General features: G+C 51.8%; 14 protein-coding genes and 1 CRISPR repeat array. All 14 genes read left to right on the forward strand.

The genetic code is table 11. The features are described from left to right. The first annotated feature begins 18 nt into the window (after nt 1-18). Nucleotides 19-615, forward strand: coding sequence for a type I-E CRISPR-associated protein Cas6/Cse3/CasE (cas6e, locus tag G4C92_RS08570; protein WP_274939451.1), 597 nt, complete (start codon nt 19-21; stop codon nt 613-615). After that, complete coding sequence (gene cas1e, locus G4C92_RS08575; protein ID WP_274939452.1) at nt 612-1,568, forward strand: type I-E CRISPR-associated endonuclease Cas1e; 957 nt, start codon at nt 612-614, stop codon at nt 1,566-1,568. The genes cas6e and cas1e overlap by 4 nt, the downstream gene beginning before the upstream one ends. Beyond that, a complete protein-coding gene (gene cas2e / locus G4C92_RS08580) occupies nt 1,565-2,437 on the forward strand; it encodes a type I-E CRISPR-associated endoribonuclease Cas2e (RefSeq protein WP_274939453.1) in 873 nt (290 codons plus the stop codon). Before cas1e ends, cas2e begins: the two co-directional genes overlap by 4 nt. 37 nt (nt 2,438-2,474) lie before the next feature. Further along, a CRISPR array of direct repeats spans nt 2,475-6,590; the repeat unit is 28 nt; unit sequence GTGGACCCCGCGCGAGCGGGGATGATCC. 678 nt (nt 6,591-7,268) lie between these two features. Beyond that, complete coding sequence (locus G4C92_RS08585) at nt 7,269-11,180, forward strand: DEAD/DEAH box helicase (RefSeq protein ID WP_274939454.1); 3,912 nt, start codon at nt 7,269-7,271, stop codon at nt 11,178-11,180. A 286-nt stretch (nt 11,181-11,466) separates the two neighbouring features. Next, complete coding sequence (locus tag G4C92_RS08590; protein ID WP_274939455.1) at nt 11,467-12,252, forward strand: DeoR/GlpR family DNA-binding transcription regulator; 786 nt, start codon at nt 11,467-11,469, stop codon at nt 12,250-12,252. A 73-nt stretch (nt 12,253-12,325) separates the two neighbouring features. After that, complete coding sequence (locus tag G4C92_RS08595; protein ID WP_274939456.1) at nt 12,326-13,003, forward strand: fructose-6-phosphate aldolase; 678 nt, start codon at nt 12,326-12,328, stop codon at nt 13,001-13,003. A gap of 187 nt (nt 13,004-13,190) precedes the next feature. Beyond that, nucleotides 13,191-13,874: a deoxyribose-phosphate aldolase gene (gene deoC, locus G4C92_RS08600; RefSeq protein ID WP_274939457.1), complete on the forward strand. Its 684-nt coding sequence runs from the start codon at nt 13,191-13,193 to the stop codon at nt 13,872-13,874. 49 nt (nt 13,875-13,923) lie between these two features. After that, nucleotides 13,924-14,766, forward strand: a complete 843-nt coding sequence (locus G4C92_RS08605) for a sugar phosphate isomerase/epimerase family protein (protein WP_274939458.1) — start codon at nt 13,924-13,926, stop codon at nt 14,764-14,766. A 77-nt stretch (nt 14,767-14,843) separates the two neighbouring features. After that, nucleotides 14,844-15,866 carry a zinc-dependent alcohol dehydrogenase gene (locus tag G4C92_RS08610; RefSeq protein ID WP_274939459.1) on the forward strand — a complete coding sequence of 341 codons (1,023 nt, stop codon included), beginning with the start codon at nt 14,844-14,846 and terminating at the stop codon, nt 15,864-15,866. Nucleotides 15,867-16,211: 345 nt separating this feature from the next. Beyond that, entirely contained in the window at nt 16,212-17,327 is a 1,116-nt protein-coding gene (locus G4C92_RS08615; RefSeq protein ID WP_274939460.1) for a LacI family DNA-binding transcriptional regulator, read from the forward strand. Continuing rightward, entirely contained in the window at nt 17,324-18,355 is a 1,032-nt protein-coding gene (locus tag G4C92_RS08620) for an ABC transporter substrate-binding protein (protein WP_274939461.1), read from the forward strand. Before G4C92_RS08615 ends, G4C92_RS08620 begins: the two co-directional genes overlap by 4 nt. 14 nt (nt 18,356-18,369) lie before the next feature. After that, nucleotides 18,370-20,016, forward strand: coding sequence for a sugar ABC transporter ATP-binding protein (locus G4C92_RS08625; protein ID WP_274939462.1), 1,647 nt, complete (start codon nt 18,370-18,372; stop codon nt 20,014-20,016). A gap of 18 nt (nt 20,017-20,034) precedes the next feature. After that, entirely contained in the window at nt 20,035-20,985 is a 951-nt protein-coding gene (locus G4C92_RS08630) for an ABC transporter permease (RefSeq protein WP_274939463.1), read from the forward strand. Between the two features lie 20 nt (nt 20,986-21,005). Continuing rightward, the gene (rbsD, locus tag G4C92_RS08635) at nt 21,006-21,455 is read left to right on the forward strand and encodes a D-ribose pyranase (RefSeq protein WP_274939464.1); all 450 of its coding nucleotides are present in this window, start codon (nt 21,006-21,008) and stop codon (nt 21,453-21,455) included. Nucleotides 21,456-21,502: the final 47 nt, after the last annotated feature.

Raw genomic sequence — 21,502 nt, forward strand, 5'->3', positions numbered from 1 at the left:
TCATCCAAAAGGAAAACCATGGAAGCTCTTGCCAACCCCAATCTGATGCACGGTGCGGTTGAGCATGCTTTCACGGATTACGGAAGTCGTCATCTCTGGCGTATCGATCCATTGCATGGGGTATATTATCTTCTTATCGTCAGTGAGATAGCACCGGATACGGCTGGGATCGTAAGCCAGTTCGGAATGGAACCCGCATCGGAAAGCAGTGCAGTCAGAGCGTATACGCCCTTCCTTGATAAGATTCAGCAGGGAAGCCGCTGGCATTTTCGTATAGCGGCGACACCGACTCACAGCGTTTCACAAGGAGAAGGAAAGCGGGGAAAGGTGTATCCGCATGTTTCGCCGCGCCATCAGATACAGTGGCTGATTGATCAGGGTCGCAGGCATGGATTTGAGGTGAGTGAAGACGCCGTTCAGATTCTTCAGGATCGACAGGTGACTTTCCGGAAAGGCGAACAACACCGAACCCGGGTGTCGATGATCCATGTCGTTTTTGAAGGGACATTGAAGGTGACTGATGCGGATGCGTTTCGTGAGGCACTGGTGAAAGGGATCGGGCGTGAAAAGGCTTTCGGATCAGGGATGCTTACGATCGCAGGTGAAATTAGATGAGTGAGACGATTCCCGGAATTGAGCAGCCGGATCTGCAGGCACTGCCGCAGATCCGGGACCGGATGACGTTTATTTATCTCGAGCATTGCGACATCAACCGGAAAGACAGTGCAATTACAGTGACGGATCAAAATGGAATTGTGTATATACCGGCAGCGGCACTATCCGTCCTATTGCTTGGACCGGGAACGAATTTGACGCATCGTGCAATGGAGCTGATCGGAGAGGCGGGCGTAAGTGTCGTATGGGTTGGAGAACAGGGCGTACGCTATTATGCTGGCGGGCGGCCACTGACACACCATTCATCATTATTGCTGCAGCAGGCCAGAATGGTCAGTAATCAGAGGCTCCACCTGATGGTCGTCCGCAAAATGTATCAGCTGCGTTTTCCGGATGAAGACGTATCAAAACTAACTCTGCAGCAGTTAAGAGGACGGGAAGGAAGCAGAATCCGGGGCGTTTATCGGGAAGCATCCAGAAAATGGAATGTTCCTTGGAATGGAAGGGAATACGACCCGGATCATTTCGAGTCCAGTGATGATGTGAATAAAGCATTGTCTATAGGACATGCCTGTCTTTATGGACTGATGCATGCTGTCATTACCGCTTTGGGATGCTCAGCCGGACTCGGTTTTGTTCATGTCGGGCATGATTGCTCTTTTGTTTATGATATGGCGGATCTGTATAAGGCAGAGGTGACGATACCGATAGCATTTGAAATAGCATCACGGAAGACTGCTGATTTGGAGCGGACTGTCCGGCATCGTGTACGGGATGAAATGGTTCAAAAACACATTCTTGAACGTGCGGTTCATGATGTGCAGTGGCTTCTTAAAGAGACGGATGACATCAAGGATAACGCAGGCGATGTGAGTGCGGTCTATCTCTGGGACAACAAACAGGGAGCAGTGGCTAATGGCAGACAATATCATGAAAAAGGAAATCCGTCATGACAGTTGTTACGGTGTCTGATTGCCCGCCCAGCCTGCGGGGTGATTTGACCAAGTGGCTATTTGAAATTAATACAGGAGTATATGTTGGGAATCTTCCTGCAAGGGTGAGAGAAGAATTATGGAAAAGAATCTGCGATCATCTGGGCAGTGGATATGCAACGATGGTCTATAACGCATCTAACGAACAGGGTATGCAATTCCGTACATGGAACTCAGAATGGGATCCTGTGGATTTTGATGGAGTCACTCTCATGCGGCACCCGCTTCCGGATTCGGGTCGGAAAAGCAAAGAGTATAAAAGCAATGCAGAGATTTTTCGCATGGCCAGGAGAAAAACGAAAAGCAAGCGGGCTTCCGGTGCATTGCCTGATTTTTCGGTAGTAGATTTAGAAACAAGCGGTCTGGATCCGGAAAAAGATCGCATTATTGAATTGGGAGCTGTTCGAATTCGTGATCACAAGATAGACAAAACCTTTTCCAGACTCATTTATTCTGACCAAAAACTGTCGGAGAAGATTCATTCATTGACAGGCATAGAATCGTCTGAATTGGAAACAGCAGGAGTTGATCTGAGAGACGCTATTTCTGATCTGCTGAAGTTTGTAGGCACAGATACACTGCTCTTTTACCATTCTTCGTTTGATCTTGCTTTTTTGCTTCATGCATGTCAATCCTGCGGGCGCGCAGCATTGAATAACAGATCGATTGATGTAATGCGGATTGTAAAAAAGCAAATCCCCTTTCTTGACAATTATAAGCTTGCGACCATTTCGGCACATCTTGGATTGCAGGAACAAACACATCGAGCTTTGGATGATTGTATCTTGACGTATCAGGTTTATGCGAAGTTAAATGAAATGGGCGCATAAAAAAAGCGGGATGGCGTTTTCTGGGGATTTTTTTAGTGTGGACCCCGCGCGAGCGGGGATGATCCTCGACATGCCAACAACGATCCCTGCTATGACCGGTGGACCCCGCGCGAGCGGGGATGATCCTCCTTGACTGGCTCGGGATCGAGACAAAGTGGGGTGGACCCCGCGCGAGCGGGGATGATCCTCTGTGGGAACGTGAGCCTTGTCGAACCAAAAAGTGGACCCCGCGCGAGCGGGGATGATCCTGACTGCGACACAAGATGGATCCTGCGGATGTGGTGGACCCCGCGCGAGCGGGGATGATCCTACTCTTGTGTGGGAACTTTCTTTTTTGTTCCCGTGGACCCCGCGCGAGCGGGGATGATCCCTGCTGCTTGGTGCCGTTCACGTCCGACTTGACGTGGACCCCGCGCGAGCGGGGATGATCCTGAAGCGTCGTACATCTACGACAGCGACAACGAGTGGACCCCGCGCGAGCGGGGATGATCCTTGCACAGTCTACGCTGTGCAGTTGGGAGAAAGGTGGACCCCGCGCGAGCGGGGATGATCCCACGTCCGTATCGATCCCGTACACGCTCCCGTCGTGGACCCCGCGCGAGCGGGGATGATCCTATACGGCTCCGTCGTGATACCGGTCGTATGCAGTGGACCCCGCGCGAGCGGGGATGATCCCCGCTCATATAGCCTCAAGCAGGTCGAGCAGGAGTGGACCCCGCGCGAGCGGGGATGATCCTCCGTAGAGCCCGGCAAAGTCCCTGATCTCCGCGTGGACCCCGCGCGAGCGGGGATGATCCTCGCCCGCTTGGTTGGCCTGCACGCCAAACGCCGTGGACCCCGCGCGAGCGGGGATGATCCTGCAACAGACATGCATTTCCGCGCCTGCAACCTGTGGACCCCGCGCGAGCGGGGATGATCCCAATGCGACCATCCGCGCTCTGATCGCGGGTCAGTGGACCCCGCGCGAGCGGGGATGATCCTGCGTCCCATGTGTCCGCCGCATCAATCGCGGCGTGGACCCCGCGCGAGCGGGGATGATCCTCCACGCTGTCAGCACACGCGTCAGCGATCAGCGTGGACCCCGCGCGAGCGGGGATGATCCTTTGCTTACAGGATCACGATCTGGAGTCGGATGGTGGACCCCGCGCGAGCGGGGATGATCCCTCTGTCATGGTCACGTCCGCGAAGCGGTTGGTGTGGACCCCGCGCGAGCGGGGATGATCCCATACATTTGCGCAAATGCCAACATGCAAGCGCGTGGACCCCGCGCGAGCGGGGATGATCCTCGTGCGGCAGTCCGTATAGTCACCGCCGGAACGTGGACCCCGCGCGAGCGGGGATGATCCTGCTCCGCATATTCGGATTGGTAAGTTGGATGGGTGGACCCCGCGCGAGCGGGGATGATCCTATCTTTGTCCGGCTTGATCGTGATGCCGATGTGTGGACCCCGCGCGAGCGGGGATGATCCCCGCCATGGGATGGAAAACCATAACGAAACCAAGTGGACCCCGCGCGAGCGGGGATGATCCTTTCACGTCCGGCAAGCTGACATTGGTCACGCCGTGGACCCCGCGCGAGCGGGGATGATCCTCAGCGCCTGCATCGCCCGGTCCAGCGCCTTCCGTGGACCCCGCGCGAGCGGGGATGATCCTATGCTCAATCTCTGACTCGAGATTACAGGCCGGTGGACCCCGCGCGAGCGGGGATGATCCCAAGCCGGTCTCTTTTTTATACCTTGGAGGTGAGTGGACCCCGCGCGAGCGGGGATGATCCTATCTTAATTCTGGAAACCAAAAGCACAAACTTGTGGACCCCGCGCGAGCGGGGATGATCCTACGTCCGGAGAATGTCCCGCAGCATCGCCTGCGTGGACCCCGCGCGAGCGGGGATGATCCCGGATCAAGGCATTTTTCGGCTCGACGCGCCTCGTGGACCCCGCGCGAGCGGGGATGATCCTAACTTAGAATTAACTTAGAATAACTTACATTAGTGGACCCCGCGCGAGCGGGGATGATCCCAGCCTTCTTCCGGGCAGACTCCGCGTTCGTGAGTGGACCCCGCGCGAGCGGGGATGATCCCAACGTCTGGTCACCGGAGACGTATCCAGCAGGGTGGACCCCGCGCGAGCGGGGATGATCCTGGCTCGGGATCGAGACTAAGTGGGACCGCGAGTGGACCCCGCGCGAGCGGGGATGATCCCCAGTTCCGCGCCGACGGATCGGGCAAAGACTGGTGGACCCCGCGCGAGCGGGGATGATCCTGTGAAATCTCCGTTCCCGTCGCGCCCGAGCTGGTGGACCCCGCGCGAGCGGGGATGATCCTCCACGGCTCCACGATGCAGGTGACGGACGGCAGTGGACCCCGCGCGAGCGGGGATGATCCTCTCCGGCGTGGGCGATGCACTGACCAAGGGCGGTGGACCCCGCGCGAGCGGGGATGATCCAAGGCTACGAGTGGCTCGCTCGGGACTCAGATGGTGGACCCCGCGCGAGCGGGGATGATCCCTGCCCGGCTTGGCTAAGCCGGGCATTGATAAGGTGGACCCCGCGCGAGCGGGGATGATCCTCACGTCGATGTGTTTGAAATGGGCCAGCCAAAGTGGACCCCGCGCGAGCGGGGATGATCCTCTCCGGCGTGGGCGATGCGCTGACCAAGGGTGGTGGACCCCGCGCGAGCGGGGATGATCCTGTGGTTGGTGCGTGTGAAGGAGGACGAGATGGGTGGACCCCGCGCGAGCGGGGATGATCCTATCAGCTTTTACGTCGCGGATTCTGGAGAAAAGTGGACCCCGCGCGAGCAGGGATGATCCCACCATCGGAGAGCTGACAGATGGCATGCTCGAGTGGACCCCGCGCGAGCGGGGATGATCCTTTCCGGCGCCGTGATGGCGCAGGTGATCGACAGTGGACCCCGCGCGAGCGGGGATGATCCTCCGCATGCCTCATTTTTCCGTTAAGTGGCACAGTGGACCCCGCGCGAGCGGGGATGATCCTCCTCTGGGTCCTGCACTATCGGGAAATACTGAGTGGACCCCGCGCGAGCGGGGATGATCCCGAGACGTTCCTCTGCCTTCGGAAGCGCAGCCAGTGGACCCCGCGCGAGCGGGGATGATCCTGTTTTCATATCCCCAGCTCCTCCGGCGTGTAGGTGGACCCCGCGCGAGCGGGGATGATCCATGTCCTCCACGACCTCCACCGCCATCGCGCTAGTGGACCCCGCGCGAGCGGGGATGATCCTAATACCACCGTCCCGCGATTATGACAAGTGTCGTGGACCCCGCGCGAGCGGGGATGATCCTAGAGGCTGCTTTGCCGCTAAAAAAGGCGAAGAGTGGACCCCGCGCGAGCGGGGATGATCCGAATGCAGACGAATCACATCGGAGGAGGGGTGAGTGGACCCCGCGCGAGCGGGGATGATCCGGCTCCTCCGAGTCGATCATCCAGTCACGGCCCGTGGACCCCGCGCGAGCGGGAGTGATCCCAAGATGGCCTGCGGCACGGAGAGTTCATGACGGTGGACCCCGTGCGAGCGGGAATGATCCTATCTCCTGTTTGCCGCCTATCAGGCGGCCCTGGTGGACCCCGCGCAAGCGGGGATGATCCCAATACGTAATAGGAATGTGATATTATGACAAAGTGGACCCCGCGCGAGCGGGGATGATCCTTTGGGGACACTGGCTTCCAGCTGTTCCAGTACGTGGACCCCGCGCGAGCGGGGATGATCCCAATACGTAATAGGAATGTGATATTATGACAAAGTGGACCCCGCCCGAGCGGGGATGATCCTATCACGACGCCGATTGTGGATGCCCGCTTACAGTGGACCCCGCACGAGCGGGGATGATCCTATCGTATACTTTGGAGCGGACAACGCGGAGCCGTGGACCCCGCACGAGCGGGGATGATCCTTCTTCCGGCATTCGGAGCCAGTCCGAGAACGCGTGGACCCCGCGCGAGCGGGGATGATCGCTCTGCGGTCTGATCCTGATATCCCTCATGAGCGTGGACCCCGCGCGAGCGGGGATGATACCGGTACTGAGACCAGATGTCGATCGCGTTGTGCGTGGACCCCGCGCGAGCGGGGATGATCCTTCGTGCTGGTGCTCAGACAATCGGTTCTTGGAGCGTGGACCCCGCGCGAGCGGGGATGATCCCTACCCACGACTTAAGACGCGGGCTTGAAAAAGGTGTCCCCCGCGCAAGCGGGGACAATCTCGATTGAGAAGGTGAGAATAATGTGGGATAATCATATCAGCAGCCGTTAGCACAAGAGCAGTGCCCTTTACGTAAGCGCGGAGTTCCGAGGTGCGAATCCCGGACGGCTGTGCAGCATAGAGCAAAAGTACCCTGTGAACAACCGAACAACCATGTTTCTGTCGGCGGACACTCCGGTCATCTTGATCGGCCTCGAAAGGTGGTATTCTTGAAGCAGCCTGCTGAGGAAGCGCCGACGGTCAGCGAACCAGTGCATCCCAACGGAAATAATCAGGCGATAGGAAATGTCTTTGATGACAGCGGAATCGAGGGCGTATTCCGGAATGGACGAAAGAATACTGGCCGGAGGCGCACTCCGGAATGGGCGAAAGCATATTGTCCGGAATCGCATACTGATCCTGATGGAGGACGCGTTCCATTGTTCTCTGTCAATCCCTGAGATATCGCGCCCGCACAGGGAGCGTGGATTGAAATCAATCAGCAGTGGATCATGTTAAGTTCCGCAGGGTGTGGTACTGCGCTGATGGAAGAGAGGAACGGAAAGAACAAAAGCGTGCTCAGACATTGAGCAGCGCTGTGTTTCGCGCAAACCGAACATAGAGAAAAGGAAGATTTGAATGCAGCTGACTGATTATTTTGACTGGCAGAGTGCGTTTGACCGGACTGTGCTGGAAAACGGACGGGATCTGTACGACGCCGGCAAGGCGAAAAAGCTGACCGTGGATGAAGAGGAAACGGCGCTGACGTTCCGGGCGACAGTCAGAACGGAACGAAATTACAGGCCGGTGCTGCGAATTGATCAGGCGAAGGGAAAAATCGATCTGACATGTGACTGCGAGGAGTCAAAAAAACGATACTGCGTGCATATGGCTGCGCTTTTTTTTATGGCAGAAGATTATGTCAGTCAGATTCCGGATCTGAACGAGCTTTTGGACAATGCAGCCGGCGCCGCGGAGAGACAGGAAGAGCAGCACGCAGCCGATACAATCGTGGAGGGACAAGTTGCCCGGAAGATGAAAAACGCTGATAACGGCACGCTGCCCGGGGAGAAAAACGACAGCTCACTCGATGCGCTGAATGATTTGATTAAAAGCAGTCAGGCGGCCGAGGATGAATCAGACCGCCGGTCGGATGCGGCCATGATTTCAAATGATGCATACCACTATTTTCGGGCGGATCTCCTGGAAGCGGATGCGCATCTGTCGATACAGCTCAGAAGGAAGGCCGAGCGGCTGATCCGGAGAGAGCAGCCGGAGGGAATCAGTCTGAGCTTCGGCTACGAAGGGCCGGCGGACGGTCAGATGGTCGGAACCGGCGAACTGACGGCCCGGGACGGAAGCTGGAAAGCGAAAATCGTATTTGACAGGACTCGGCTCCTGGGTATGCGGTGCTCAGGCTGGAGGTGCGGGCATAGCTACGATCCGGGCGCATTCCGCCACGGCGATATCTGTGAGCATGAAGCGGCCGTTCTGCTGATGACGGTTCAGGCGCTTCGCGAGCATGCTTATGGAGACGCGACAGATCTCGCCGCAGCCCGGTTTCTTGATCAGAGTATAGCAGGATCGGCCGGAGTTTTGGAGAATGCACACGGCGAAGGAACGGGTGTGCAGCAGACGATTCTTCCCCGTGCGACCATTGAGGATAATTCGATGGAGCTCTCTTTCCGTTTCGGAGACTGCGGGAAGGCGTCGCGATTCTATAAGGTGAAAAACATACCGGAATTTCTTCAGGAGATGAAGGAAGGTGCGGTTCACCGGTTCGGGAAAAACTATGAGACGAGACTTCTCGCGGATCAGCTGGATGAAAACGGCCGCCTCTGGTACGGTTTTATGAGGGATATGGTAGAGGATGAGGAAATGCATGCCAGCCATTATCCGGACCGGCAGACCCGGTTCGGTTCCTTCTATGATCCGTACAGACGAATGAATTTCACGGACAGCCTCCCGCTTTACGGATTCTGGCTGGACCGTTTTTATCGCAGCCTTGAAGAACAGCACCTGGAAATCGAAGCGATTGATGTATCGAATCACGAGGAGAAGCGGAGCATGCATCTGTCCGCCTCCGGGTCTTATTTCCAGCCGGAGCTCACCGTCAGTCCGCTGAAGGAGGGAAAGGAATTCGCCGGCGTGAAGGTATCCGGTGATCTGCCGCACGCGATTATGGGTCAGGACAGCGCGTACTGCATTCGGGACGGTGTCATTTCCCGAATGAATCCGGAAAGCTTCCGGAGTCTGAGCCCGCTGACGCAGCATTCGGAGTCGGGGCATTTTGAAGCCCGGATCGGACGTCTTCATCTGGCGGACTTCTATCACAAGGCGCTGCCGAATCTGAAAAAATCCATGACGGTCAGCGAGAAGCGGAAAGAGGAGATTCTGCCCTATCTGCCTCCGGAGTCCCAGATTGTATTCTATCTTGACATTGTATATGGTGTGCCGGTTGCGCGGGTTACGGCGGGGTATGGAAGCCGGACTGAGGATGTGGCGGATCTGCTGACGGAGAGAACGCCGGAGTCTTATCGTGATCAGGAGAAGGAGCGCCTTGCGCTGAACACAGTGATGCGCTATCTTCCGAAATATGATACGGTACGGAATTTGTTTTTCGGCCCGGACGAGGATGACCTTTACCGTCTTCTCAGCAGCGGTGTGGATGCGCTGCTCTCGGTCGGTGAAGTCCGGAGCACCGAGCGGTTCAAACGGCTTGGCGTAACGAGACATATGCAGATGAACATCGGCGTGTCTCTTGAGAACAATCTGCTCGATCTGAATGTATCGAGCCCGGATATCTCGGAACAGGAACTGCTCGAGCTGCTGCTGACGTATCAGCTGAAGAAAAAGAAATATTACCGGCTGAAAAGCGGTTCGTTCATTTCCCTTGAGGAAGACCCGGAGAACACGGTAACCCGTCTTGCGGAGATGATGGACGCGCTTCAGCTTACGCCGCGTGAATTTGTCCGTGGACATATGAATCTTCCGGCTTACCGCGCCCTGTACATTGACCGGATGATGGAAGAGATGGATTCGGTCTATGCCGACCGGGATGCGCATTTCAGGGCGCTGATACGGGGATTCCGGACAGTCAGCGACGCCGAGGATCCGGTTCCGGCCGGACTTGCGGCATCGCTTCGCCGCTATCAGGAAACCGGGTTCAGATGGATGAGAATGCTGGACCGAAACGGTTTCGGCGGAATTCTGGCCGATGAGATGGGACTGGGAAAAACGATTCAGATGATCGCGGTCCTGCTGGCTGAGCGGGAATCGGGAGGACCGCGGACGGTCTCCATCGTGGTATGTCCGGCGGCGCTTGTTTATAACTGGGAAGCCGAAATTCACCGTTTCGCACCGGGCCTCACCGCTGTGACCGTAACAGGGACGCAGCAGGAGAGACGGACTCTTCTGGCATATGTGGAGGAGGCCGCGGCGAATGCGGTTCCTCCGGATATGCTGATTACATCGTTTGATCTGCTGAAGCGGGACATCGATTCGTATGAGAAGATCCGGTTCCGCTATGCGGTTGTGGACGAAGCGCAGTATATCAAGAACAGTCGTACGGCCGCCGCTAAATCCGTGAAGCTGCTGAAGGCAGCCGCCCGCTTCGCGCTGACCGGCACGCCGATTGAAAACCGGCTGAGCGAGCTGTGGAGCATCTTCGATTTTCTGATGCCGGGGTTTCTGTACGGCTACGATACGTTCCGCAGCACGTTTGAGGCGCCGATCGTGAAAAACGAGGATGAAGAGGCGAAGACACAGCTGAGCCGGATGGTCACGCCGTTTATCCTGCGGAGAAAGAAGAGCGATGTCCTGAAGGACCTCCCGGATAAGATCGAGGAAATCCGTTACGCGGGTCTTGGAAAAGAGCAGCAGAAGCTGTATGACGCTGAAGTGGTGCTGCTGAAGAAGCAGCTGGAAGGACAGAGCGAGGAGGAATTCCGGAGAGGCAAAATTCAGGTGCTGGCCGAACTGACGCGGATCCGTCAGATCTGCTGCGATCCGGCGCTCTGCTTTGAAGAATACCGGGGCGGTTCCGCGAAACGGGAAGCCTGCATCGAACTGATACGAAGCTGCGCGGACGGCGGGCACAAGGCGCTTGTTTTCTCGCAGTTCACTTCGATGCTCGAGCTATTGGAGAAGGATCTGGAAAAGGAAGGCCTTCCCTGCTACAAAATCACAGGACAGACGCCGAAGGAAAAGCGGCTTGAACTGGTAGAAGCGTTCAACTCGGACGACGTGCCGGTGTTTCTGATTTCCCTGAAGGCGGGCGGCACCGGGCTCAATCTGACCGGCGCGGATATCGTGATTCACTATGATCCATGGTGGAATTTTGCCGTCCAGAACCAGGCGACCGACCGGGCCCACCGGATCGGCCAGAAACGTGTCGTCAGCGTGTACCGCATCATTGCCCGGGGGACGATCGAGGAGAAAATCGTGGACATGCAGGAGGCAAAGCGGAAGCTGTCGGACGATGTGCTGAATGAGGAAGGCGTCTCGAGCGCGGCTCTGGACCGGGACGAACTGCTGAAGCTGCTGTCATGAGGCGGAAAACCGGTCTGCCCGTCCGCAGCTGCGGTATGATCAAAGAAAGAGTCTGCGGCGGATGAAGGATGAAGACGGACGATGAATCAAGAGGCGAATGCGAGTGCGGAGAAGCGATATTTCTCCGCACGATTTTTATATTACGACCATCGGGATGCGGTTCACTGCTCAGGTAAAACTCTGAACCGGATTGACAGTGAAGCTCGAATGCGCTATATATGATGTTGATATGAAAGAGTAGCGTATTTCGAACGAAAGCGATGACGTACGGGGAAGGCTGAAAAGCATGGACAGCAAAATGAGAAGGCACAACCAGATTCTCTCCTTACTGAGCAGACAGTCCAGACTATCCGTCAATGAGCTGAGTGATGTGCTGGGGACTTCGGCTGCGACGGTCCGGAAAGATCTGGCTGCGCTGGAGGAGCGGCAGCTGATCCGCAGAGAGCAGGGATACGCCTCTCTTGAAACAGAGAACCCGATCTCCAGAAGGATGGCTTTCCACTATGCCGCAAAATCGGAGATTGCTTCGAGTGCTGCGGATCTCGTGCGCGATGGAGACACGGTTTTCATTGAATCCGGATCGACGTGCATTTTGCTTGCGGAAGAACTCAGGCGGCGGAAGACGACGGTCAATATTGTGACAAATTCGGTTTTTATGGCAGCCTATCTGAAGGAAACGGGGCATCTCAGACTTACGCTGACCGGGGGCGATTATCAGTCGGATTCCATGGCGCTGGTCGGACCTCTGGCGGTTCGAAGCCTTTCAAATTTTCATGTGAAGTATTTTTTTACGGGAGCGGACGGATACAGCCCGGACATCGGCTTCAGCGGGGACAACCTGCTTCGGGTTGAACTGCTTCACAGAATGGCAGCCCAGGCGGATCGCACGGTTCTGCTGTTTCATCATGAAAAATTCAGCCACAAGGGGACGCTTCCCCTGTTTTCGGAGAAGGAAATCGATATTTTGATCACGGAAGCACCGGTCAGAGATGCGGCTCTGCTTGAAAGACTGCGGACGGCAGGCGTTGAGATTACGGTAACCGGTGACGCAGAGCCATTTACAGGTTTATGAGGAGGTCAGCCGCTTCCCGCCGGCATGCATCCACGAATTGAAACAGTTTCAGAGCTTACGAGGAGGATCGCTTATGGAAGTCATGATTGATACTGCCAACACAGATCTCATTGAGAAGTACAATGATATTTATGATCTGGCCGGCGTGACATGCAACCCGTCGATTCTGGCAAAAGAGAAGCCGGATTTTTACGGTATTCTTGACCGGATCCGCAAGATCATCGGGCCGGACAGGAGCCTGCATATCCAGCTGACGGCCAGTACGGCTGAGGATATGCTGAGAGAAGCGGAGACATTGACGGATCGTTACGGAAAAGAAGCCACTTATCTCAAGGTTCCGGCGAACGAAACGGGAATCAGGGTGATGAAACGGCTTAAGCAGAAAGGATGCAGGGTCACCGCGACGGCGATTTACACTTCCATGCAGGGTATGCTTGCCATGTCAGTCGGAGCGGACTATCTGGCGCCTTACTACAATCGTATGGAAAACAACAATTATGACCCGAGAAAGCAGATTTCGGAGATGGCGTATCTGATTGACCGGTACCATCTGCCGACTAAGATTGTGGCGGCCAGCTTCCGGAATCCCAGACAGATCATGGACGCATATATGGCGGGCGCGCAGGCTGTTACCGCCAGCCCCGAGCTTCTCACTATGATGGTGGATACGCCGAATGTGGCGGATGCGCTTGAGAAATTCAGCGGGGACTGGCGGAAGAATTACGGGGATAAGAGGATTTTTGAGCTGTGATTTGAAAGAAAGGATGCATAAGGCCGGGCTGGGAAACAAATATCACAAACGAGTGCTTTCATAACGGACAGTAGTTTTACTGACTCGGATCAAAAATATGCCTATAATCCCAATGACTTTTGAAACCGTATGGTTGAATTAGGAATTTGGGGAGGCAGCAAATATTAATATATACAGGAGAAGAGCTATGGAACTTACAATCAGACAGGTGGCACAGATGATTGATCATACAAATCTTCATGCATATGCCACGACAGATGACTTTAAAAAACTTTGTGACGAAGCAAGAACGTTTGGGTTTAAGTCGGTTGCAATAAACACTTATCCGGTGAAAATCTGCAGGGAATTTTTGAAGGGATCGGAAGTGCTGACCGGTGCAGCTGTCAGCTTCCCTCTAGGGCAAACAACGATTCAGTCGAAAATGGATGAGGTGAAAAACGCGATTGCCGACGGGTGTCAGGAGTTTGACTATGTCATGAATGTGGGCAAAGCGAAGGAGCATGATTATGCATATATCAGGAAAGAGATGGAGCAGCTTGTCGCTTTGGCGAGACGGAGTGAGATTTGCTGCAAGGTTATTTTTGAAACCTGTTACCTGACAGAGAGCGAAATCATACAAGTGGCAAAAATCGCTTCTGAAGTGAAGCCTGATTTTATCAAAACAAGCACGGGATTTGCTACGGCTGGAGCGACAGCTGAGAACGTCCGACTGATGAAACAATATTGCGGTCCGGATGTGCAGGTGAAAGCAGCGGGCGGCATTCGGTCGTATGAAGCCTTGAAGCAGATGGCAGAAGCCGGGGCAACGAGAATCGGTACATCAAGCGGAATCAAGATTATCGAAGAGATGAAAGCGCTCGGACTGAAATAAGAGCAAAATCTTAAACAGATGAAGTCTGTGTTAAAGCGAGGGATCTGCGATGGAACTTGGTATTCATGCGTATGAATGGTGCAGCGAATGGTCCAATGAGACTCTCGGGATCATCGATACTGTCAGGAATCTCGGATTCGATTTTATTGAAATACCGCTTATGCGGTTGGATCTGTTTGATCCTATATCTGTAAAAGAAAAACTTGACGGCTTTGGCATTACAACTTCAAATGTTATTCTTTCACCGGAGCATGACATTACATCATTTGATCCGGAAATCAGAAAGAACGGTACCCGATATCTGAAGGACTGCGTCAAGGCTTCGGCGGAGGCGGGCGCGAAAATGTTTTCGGGGGTCATCTATTCACAGTATCTGAAAAATGCCAGGCATATGCCAAGTGAGCAGGAGTGGGAATTCAGCGCATCCTGTCTCAGAGAGGTTGCCCGATACGCTCAGGAGTTTGGCGTTCACATTGCGTTTGAGCCTGTTACCCGATATGAATCTTACTTGCTGAATACAGCGGAAGAAGCAAATAAGTTAATCGATATGATTGGCGAGCCAAACGTACATATTCATCTGGACTCTTATCATATGAATGTGGAAGAGAAAAATTTCCATCAGGCGGTTCTTACAGCTGGCAAACGTTTATCTAATTTTCATATGTGTGAAAATGATAGGGGAATCCCGGGGACTGGTCATGTTGATTGGGATGGCATTTTCAGCGCATTTAAAGAGATTGGTTTTAACGGATATCTTGGCTTTGAAGGCTTTTCTGACTGCACAGACAATATGAGCACCTGGGTTTGGCGGAAACTGGCTCCAGATGCTGAAACTTATGTACGAGAAAGCATTTCCTTCGCGCGTAAAATGCTTGATAAGTATCAGCTGTGAGGTTTGGCTCGGTGTTCATGGGACTGAGTTCCCATATCAAATGACTGTGACAGATGACGGAAGCGAGGCGATACTTTATGAAAGCTGTATTTGTAAAATCCCCGTATCAATTCGAACTTCGTGAAGTGCCAGTCCCAGGCATCGGTATAGACGATGTGCTCGTGAAAGTAGAGGCTTGCGCTGTGTGCGGAACGGATTTGCACGAAGCAGCATCTGATGCAAAGGATTGGAAAAGCTTCGGACATGAGATCGCGGGTACGGTTGTCCGATGCGGATCGAATGTGAGCAGTATCAGGGAAGGCGATTCAGTCGTTATTGAAAGCGGAACTTTTTGTCATCTCTGTGAAAATTGCAGAAACGGCAGGACAGATTTATGCCAGCATGGATTCAGTGTTATTGAAGATGTTGAAATAAGCGGATACTCAGAATATCTTGCTGTTCCGGCACAGGCAGCTGTGAAGTTTTCAAAAGACAAGCTCTCATATCAGGAGGCGGCGCTGACAGAACCACTGGGTGTTGCGCTGGATCTGTTTTACACAACAGGGATTGAACTAAATGATGACGTGGCAGTAGTTGGGCTTGGCCCGATAGGACTCATGGAGATTGCTTTAGCAAAGGCAACCGGTGCGCGAAATGTCTATGCAATCCAGAGAAGCAGACAATCAAAGGCCCGGATTGAGATGGCCAGAAAATTAGGCGCAACGGATGTTATAATCTCATCAGAAACACCGATGGATCAGTATCCTTTTCCACGCGGCGGAGTCAACAAGATAATGATTACAGCCGCACCTTCGGTCATTCCGGACACATTCAGAATTGCTTTGTACGGCGGTATTATCGGGTTTATTGGCATTGATATGAACCACGGCAATATATCCTTTAATGCGAACGACTTCCATTTTAAAAAACTGCAGCTGCGAGCTTCGTACGCGGTTCCGGCATTATGGTTTCCTCGCGCACTCGAACTTCTTGAAAACAAAATAGTTGATCCGGATCTTTTTATTACTCAAACATTTGCAATGCAGGATATTGAAAAAATGTTTTGCAAGGCGCGGGATGACAAGGGCGACGTGATTAAAATGGTTATGGTAAATCCGTGACGGTGTGATGACCCTTAGATGCCTGAACGAATGAAGAATGGTATTTTAGTATGTTATTCATGTGCTGATTCTACAGAGCAATGATAAAAGCCGCTGGCCGCGTATTGGCCGACGGCTTTTTCTATTTTAGAGGATAGTGGTAGAAGCTAAGAATGCCTGATGAGCTGAGTGTGGAACAGAATAAAAAGAGGGAACCGGTAACATACAAAGAAGAACGACAAAATGCAGCATAATGCACAAAACTGTTAAACATACTTCGAATAATATAATAATTATTCTAAATACAGTGTTGACATATGTGCAATACAGTACTATATTGTAAACAGGATATGGAAGCGATTACATATGGACAAGAAAGTTACGATTGCGGATATTGCGAGACTGGCGGGAACGTCTAAAACAACGGTTTCCAGGGTGATTAATGGAAACGGCTATGTAAGCGAAGAAACAAGAAATAACATACTGAAAATAATTGATGAAACGAAATTTATTCCGTCAAGTGCAGCCAGAACGCTTGCGAGTCATACGTCAAAACTAATAGGCGTGGTTGTTCCTGAGATTGAAAATGAGTTTTTTACAAGCGTATTGAAGGGGATTAGCGCAGCCGCAGATGAAAGCGGTTACATATTACTGTACTTTGATACGAATAATGACTTTTTGAAAGAGAGAAAAGCACTCATTGAACTTCGAAGTCTGGATTTGCTGGGACTGATTATTACTCCGACCTCGGACTATGGCAGACCGGAAGATGATGAGCAAAACCGAGAGTATCACGCTATTTTGCGAAATCTGAATATCCCTGTGGTGGAGATGGACCGAAGCGTCAAAGATACAGAATGGGACGGGGTCTTCTTTGAAAACTATAAGGCGGCATACGCCGCAACCAAAATTCTTGCGGATCAGGGGTATGGCAATATTGCCACTATAACTGGAGATTTAAATATTCAGATTGGCAGGGAGCGGTTTAGGGGATATGAAGATGCCTTACGGGATGCTGGATTAGCAGTAAGAAATGAGCTTATTTTTAAAGGTGATTTTTCTGTAGACACTGCTTATCGGATCGGGATGAAAATGCTGTCTGGAGCGACAATTCCTGATGCCGTTTTTACAGCTAACAATTCGACATCAATGGGATTTATTCGGGCTGTGCGTGAAATGAAAATGAAGCTGGGCCGTGAGATCGCCATGATAGGCATTGATCAGATTAAAGCGCTTGACAATATCGGGTACAACTACAGCTATATTGCGCGGGACTGTGCCGAAATGGGCAGAATCGCTATGAGAATGCTGGATGAGCGAATCAACAAGAAGAAGACGAGTCGGAATATGGTTTATATTCCGTATCGTGTGGAATTGAAGGGATCTGAACGAAACGAACGGTTTGCTTTGAACCGCGGGAATGACAGTCAGGCAAAGGCTGTTGTTATAGAAAAACATATTCAAAAGGAGGCTTCAGAATGAGAAAGAAAGTACTTGCAACTCTATTGGCTCTGGGAATGGCAGTGACCGGAACAGTTGTCCCATGTGCGGCTTCTTCTTCAACTGCGGAGGCTCCGGGGGATCAGGTTAACATTTCCTTCCTGATTAAGGCTACGGATTCGGATTTCTGGCAGCAGGCGGTTGTCGGAGCGAAAAACTTTGCTTTTGAGCATCCGGACGTCAATTTGACTGTTCAGGGGCCGGTTTCCGAGGCGGATACTGCTGAACAGACGGAAATTCTTGACAATATTCTGACTACGAACCCGGATGGTATCGCAGCAGCCCCTACACTTGAGGACAATCTTTCCGCCGGATTCGATGAAGCGGCCAAGAAGAATATTCCGGTGGCCGTGTTCGATAACCAGCCATCAACAGAGAATTATATCTCACTGTTTGCGACAGACACGATTTCTGCAGGTAAGGCGGTCGGAGAAGCGTTCCTGAAGGAATTGGATCAGAGAGGTGTTGAGAAGAAAGGCGTTGTTGGCTTGATTTCCCCGATGGCAGGTTCACTTACGGTGTCCAGACGTGAAGAGGGGTTCAAAGAGTATTTAAAGGACAATGCTCCTGACATCAAGGTGCTGGACCCCATTTATACAGATAACGATATTCCGAAGTCCCTGCAGGCTGCAGAAGATATCTATACTGCAAATCAGGATGATCTGCTTGGATATTTCGCTTCGAACAATGCAACCGGCGATGGCCTCTCACAGTTCATGACGGAAAATGATCTTGGAAGCAAGCTGGTTGCATGCGCATTTGACTCGGATGAGGCGGAAATCAATGCGGTTCGCGACGGACAGCTGTTCCTGACGGCAGTTCAGAATCCTTATGAAATGGGTTATCAGTCGGTACAGTGTGTTTATGACGTAATCAAGGGCACGAAAAAGGCAGCTGACTTTGAAAAATTTACGGATACGGGAATCAGCCTGATTACGCAGGAAAATGTCGATTCAGATGATATGAAGGGCATAATTGATCCGTTCTCCCTGAAGAAGTATAAGGACTGATATGGCTGGTTTTTGTGAAGAATAATCTACCACAGATTCGCTGCGTATTTTCAGGAAGGTTTGAGGCAGGGCACTGGGCCGGAGGACCCGATGCCCTGCTTTTATCAACTCAGCGGATCTACGGAAAGGAGAGCGAAAGCTGTATGTCAAATGACTCCAAAGTGCTTGTGAGAATGGAGAATATATCCAAAGAATTTCCAGGCGTCAAAGCGTTGTCAAATGTCAGTTTTGACGTCAGGGAAGGAGAGGTGCATGCGCTGGTGGGAGAAAACGGCGCAGGAAAATCAACACTGATCAAGATCTTGATGGGTGTATATCCGCCTTCCGAAGGGAAGGTTTTTGTTAATGGAGAGGAGGTTCACTGCAAATCGCCAGGAGAGGCTTTGGAGAAAGGACTGGGAGCTGTATACCAGGATATTACCTTGGCTAATCATCTGACGGTTGGAGAGAACTTTTTTCTCGGTCATCTCCTTAAGAAAGGACCGATTGTCGACTGGGGGAAGATGTATAAGATCAGCCAGGCGACCTTGAAGGACTTGAACATTGATATTAATTCAAGAAGCAAGGTCAGGGATTTGACGATTGGGCAGCAGGAAATGGTATCGATCGCGAAGATTATCTATCAGAAGGCAAATATTCTGGTTTTTGATGAACCTACCGCGCTCTTGACCAATGAAGAAGTGGAAATTCTGTTCAAACTGATTAGGGATCTGCGAGATCGAGGGTATGGAATTATATATATCTCTCACCGAATGGAAGAGATTTTTTCGTTATGCGACCGAGTGACGGTCCTTAAAAATGGCGAATATGTAGATACGCTGAACGTTCGTGACACAGACGAAAAAGGTCTTGTCAGAATGATGGTCGGACGTAATGTAGAAGATCTGTATGGCATTGAGCATCCAAAGAAGGGGGATGTTGTTCTGCGTGTTGATCATCTGACAGGAAAGGCTTTTCAGAATATAAGTTTCGAGGTTCACGCCGGAGAAATATTTGGCATGTTTGGCTTGATCGGAGCTGGAAGAACTGAGGTTTGCCGGGCGATCTTCGGCGCTGACAAATACGATTCAGGTCAGGTTTTTATCCATGAAAAAGCAATACACAACCAGAAGCCGATTGAAGGAATTCGTAACTCGATTGCATTTCTGACAGAGGACAGAAAAAAAGAAGGACTTTGTCTTGGACTGTCCGTTGAGAAAAATATCAATATGGCTTCGTATCCGGCGATTTCGAACGGCGGTATTGTCAATCTGAAAAAAGAAAAAGCACGAGCTGAACAATATGTTCAGGAGGTTAATATTAAGACTCCTGCTGTGAGCCAGCTTTGTAAGAATTTATCAGGAGGAAATCAGCAGAAGGTTGTAATCAGCAAATGGCTGTGCTGCGACAGTGATGTTTTCATTTTTGATGAACCGACTGTCGGTGTGGACGTCGGAGCGAAAGTTGAAATATACAAGCTGATTGAACAGCTTACGAGGAAGGGAAAAGCGGTTATTCTGATCTCATCTTATTTGCCTGAGGTGATGGGGCTGGCTGACAAACTGTTTATTATGTCAGAAGGAAAGGCTATGGGACTGCTTGATCGCTCTGAATTCTATGATGCCAACCATAAACTGAATGAGGCAGCTGCTCTTGAAAAAGCATCCGGAATTAATTCGTAAAATGAGAGGCGGTACAATATGAAAAAAGCAAAGTCAGAGGGATTCAAAACATTCCTGAACGGGTATGGAGTCGTCACCATTGTTTTAATCGCAGTGTTTATTGTGATGAGTTTCCTCAGCAAAAACTTCATGACCGGAGTCAATATGTACAACCTGATGCGGTCAACAGCAGTATATGGCATTATAGCCCTTGCCATGACCTTTGTCATTGTTACGGGCGGCATTGATTTGTCTGTCGGCACGCATGTCGGGATGGCGGGTATGGTTGTTGCCTTGCTAACAGTTAATCAGGTTTGCGGAATTTGGCCGGCTGTTTTTATTGCACTGGCACTTTGCGCAGTGATCGGACTGATTAATGGGATCATGATTTACGACGGCGGACTTCCCCCATTCATTGCCACACTGGGAATGATGATGATCACGCGGGCGATTATCCTTCTGATCTCCAATGCAAAAAACATCACCGGGCTTCCGCAATCCTTTTTGGCTGTATCAAAGATGAAAGTCGGCCCGATTCCCTTTATGGCCGTAGTGTGGTTCATAGCGATTGCAATCTCTTTCTTTATCTTTAAATATACCGTGTTTGGAAGAAATGTTTTTTCGGTCGGATCTAATATTGAAGCCGCACGCCTTTCAGGTATCCCGGTCAGAAGAACTACATATGGAGTTTACGTTCTTTCGGGAATATTTTGCGGAGTCGGCGGTATTCTTCTGACATCCCGCGTGGCCAGTGGTATTCCTACATTGGGCACTGGCTATGAGATGAACGCCATTGCCGCGGCGGTGGTCGGCGGAGCATCAATGAATGGCGGCGAAGGTTATATCGGAGGAACGGTGGTTGGTTCTATCCTTATTGCGACGATCGCGAATGCCGGCACGTTGCTGGGGCTGAATTCTAATATTACGGATATCATTGTAGGAGTGCTGATTGTTGCCTCTGTTCTCATTGACAAGTTCAGAAAGCATTAACAGAAAAAGGGGAGTGCGCCATGAGATTTGATCTGCATGAAGGAATACTGAACTGTCAGCTCAAAAGAGTATTAGCTGAAGCTGGGCATATGGACTGGCTGATGCTCTCAGATGCTGCGATGCCGGTTCCGATTGACAAGGAAAGAGTGGATTTGGCTATAGTCAAAGGATTGCCCAGACAACTGTCTGTTTTAAAAGCGATCATACAGGAAAAGCCGATTGAGAAGATATATATGGCTTCCGAAGTGAAGGAAGTCAGTCCCAAATATCTTTCGAAGGTCAGAGAACTTCTGAAGGAAAGTGATACCGAGCTTGAATTTGTTCCCCATGAGACGCTGAAGAAAATGTCCAGAGATTATAACACACGAGCCTGTATCCGTACGGGCGAATGCACAAGTTACTCGACCATGATTCTTGATATCGGAGTTTCCTATGGGGGCGATGATGACACGGATTTTCATGCGGTTTGAAAGCTGGTCTGTCCATCGTTTGAGATAAATCTGTGTACTCATAATCA

Source organism: Chordicoccus furentiruminis (assembly GCF_019355395.1).
Classification (GTDB): Bacteria; Bacillota; Clostridia; order Lachnospirales; family Lachnospiraceae; genus Chordicoccus; species Chordicoccus furentiruminis.

Coding starts and splice junctions, on each gene's coding strand:
- cas6e (WP_274939451.1), top strand. CDS start 19: ATGGAAGCTCTTGCCAACCCCAATCTGATGCACGGTGCGGTTGAGCAT.
- cas1e (WP_274939452.1), top strand. CDS start 612: ATGAGTGAGACGATTCCCGGAATTGAGCAGCCGGATCTGCAGGCACTG.
- cas2e (WP_274939453.1), top strand. CDS start 1,565: ATGACAGTTGTTACGGTGTCTGATTGCCCGCCCAGCCTGCGGGGTGAT.
- G4C92_RS08585 (WP_274939454.1), top strand. CDS start 7,269: ATGCAGCTGACTGATTATTTTGACTGGCAGAGTGCGTTTGACCGGACT.
- G4C92_RS08590 (WP_274939455.1), top strand. CDS start 11,467: ATGGACAGCAAAATGAGAAGGCACAACCAGATTCTCTCCTTACTGAGC.
- G4C92_RS08595 (WP_274939456.1), top strand. CDS start 12,326: ATGGAAGTCATGATTGATACTGCCAACACAGATCTCATTGAGAAGTAC.
- deoC (WP_274939457.1), top strand. CDS start 13,191: ATGGAACTTACAATCAGACAGGTGGCACAGATGATTGATCATACAAAT.
- G4C92_RS08605 (WP_274939458.1), top strand. CDS start 13,924: ATGGAACTTGGTATTCATGCGTATGAATGGTGCAGCGAATGGTCCAAT.
- G4C92_RS08610 (WP_274939459.1), top strand. CDS start 14,844: ATGAAAGCTGTATTTGTAAAATCCCCGTATCAATTCGAACTTCGTGAA.
- G4C92_RS08615 (WP_274939460.1), top strand. CDS start 16,212: ATGGACAAGAAAGTTACGATTGCGGATATTGCGAGACTGGCGGGAACG.
- G4C92_RS08620 (WP_274939461.1), top strand. CDS start 17,324: ATGAGAAAGAAAGTACTTGCAACTCTATTGGCTCTGGGAATGGCAGTG.
- G4C92_RS08630 (WP_274939463.1), top strand. CDS start 20,035: ATGAAAAAAGCAAAGTCAGAGGGATTCAAAACATTCCTGAACGGGTAT.
- rbsD (WP_274939464.1), top strand. CDS start 21,006: ATGAGATTTGATCTGCATGAAGGAATACTGAACTGTCAGCTCAAAAGA.